This window comes from Escherichia sp. KCJ4928 (genome assembly GCF_004352695.1).
Taxonomy (GTDB): domain Bacteria; phylum Pseudomonadota; class Gammaproteobacteria; order Enterobacterales; family Enterobacteriaceae; genus ECMA0423.
This window is the reverse complement of sequence record NZ_SJWV01000376.1, coordinates 1-1,650: the sequence shown is the minus strand read 5'-3', so window position 1 is coordinate 1,650 and position 1,650 is coordinate 1. Positions and strand designations below refer to the sequence as shown.

At 42.8% G+C, this 1,650-nt stretch carries 3 protein-coding genes; 2 read left to right on the top strand and 1 reads right to left on the bottom strand.

The annotated features are described in order from the left end of the window. Together E0D98_RS23985 and E0D98_RS23980 are read left to right on the top strand one after the other, a co-directional pair. Positions 1–242 (top strand): lactate utilisation protein LutB domain-containing protein (locus tag E0D98_RS23985; RefSeq protein ID WP_131891230.1); only part of this gene is annotated, 242 nt, incomplete at its 5' end. 4 nt (positions 243–246) lie between these two features. Continuing rightward, positions 247–945, top strand: a complete 699-nt coding sequence (locus E0D98_RS23980; RefSeq protein WP_000431498.1) for a lactate utilization protein C — start codon at positions 247–249, stop codon at positions 943–945. A 408-nt stretch (positions 946–1,353) separates the two neighbouring features. Here E0D98_RS23980 and E0D98_RS23975 read toward each other — a convergent pair. Further along, positions 1,354–1,650: type I restriction enzyme endonuclease domain-containing protein (locus tag E0D98_RS23975; protein ID WP_131891227.1), on the bottom strand; the 297-nt coding region annotated here is incomplete at its 5' end.

Here is a 1,650-nt window from a genome sequence, read left to right as displayed (position 1 = left end):
CCAAAATAACACCATCAACAGAACGCCGTATAACAGGAATATTCAATTACGTAAACAGTCATCCGGCATTGTGGAAAGTTGGCATGATTGCTGGCGCGAAAACAGCCAGTCTGTTCATCAGGAAAGGAAAAACGCCGATTAGTGTTGGAGCGATAAAAGAATGGACTGAAGCCAGAGACCTGCCATCACCTGATGGAGAAAGCTTCCGTAGTTGGTTCAAGCGACATAAGAAGGAGGGGTAATTTTATGGAAAACAGAGAGGAATTTCTCGTTGCGATCGCCAGAAAGCTTGGCAGACCAGTAAGACATATTCCCGAAGCAATGCCGGAGCCTGTAAATACGCTGGCTACAACACGTTTAACTGAGTTGACATCAGACCAACGCTGTGAGGCGTTTATTAAATTTGCCTCGGAAGTGATGCTTGCCGAGTGTGTTCTGGTGTCGCCTGAGAACGCACCATCAAAAGCCTTAGACATCTGTTGGAAGTTCGGTTCCGGGCCAGTCATTATCAGCAACGATCAACGACTGGTCGATACAGGGATTACGCCATTGCTACAAAAAGAAATGGGCGCTGCTCTGTGGGATCCGGAGAAGGGCGATGAAAATATCCATATTGCTGAAAAGGCAAAAACTGGTGTTGTTTTCGCTGAGTATGGGCTGACAGAATCAGGAGGCATTGTCTTATTCTCCGCACCAGAACGTGGGCGCTCAGTAAGCCTTTTGCCTGAAGCATCATTATTTGTTTTACGTAAAAGCACCATTCTCCCCAGAGTGGCGCAGCTTGCGCAAAAACTTCATGATATGGCTCAGGAAGGACAACGGATGCCGTCCTGTATAAATCTGATTGGAGGCCCAAGTTCTACTGCAGATATAGAACTGATCAAAGTTGTTGGCGTACATGGTCCTGTACATGCAACCTATTTGATCATTGATGATTGCGCTTAACGATTGCTAATAAAAAAATGGCCTTAAGGTGATATTGCAATCGTCTTGTGAAAAGGCAACAATAGACTAAAGGTTAGGCATAATTGTGTTTCTTTATGCCTCCGCAGCAATTTGTGGAGGCTTTTTTGCTTACTCCAAACAGTTTGGCTTCTTGAAAAAGTCATATCCCAAACCTATTGACGCTTATAAAAAAGTAAAGAATGGTGAGTAAGCGTAAACTGACCGCCGTATGTAGCCATGATGCCAGTATTGGTAACGTAGATGCCCCCCTATCTATTTTTGTAGAACCGGAGAAAACAGACCAGATAGTTTAAATGAGCTGGTTATGCGTAACATAATTTATCTATTTTGGCTCTTACAAAATAGATAAAGAAGGAGTATCTGATGAGATACTCCATTATGATAGACTCAACTCATGTGATTTTTCTTAAGGTTCTCTGCTTGCGCCAGTACCCCCATATAAACATCATCATTCGCTACTGGCGGGGACTTATGCTTGTGTAGAAGCAGAATAAGTTCAACTTTCAGTTTCGCTTTAATATCATCGCATTTACTCCAGTCTGGATATTTCGATGTGTTGTCAACCACGCTTTTCATCTCTTTTGCCAGTGACAGCATTTTTTCATCGTCATAGGTGAACTGATATTTATCGCGCATATGAGCAAGAATGTCGAAAAAGGCTTTTTCTTCAATATCAATACCTAA

Coding starts and splice junctions, on each gene's coding strand:
- E0D98_RS23980 (WP_000431498.1), top strand. CDS start 247: ATGGAAAACAGAGAGGAATTTCTCGTTGCGATCGCCAGAAAGCTTGGC.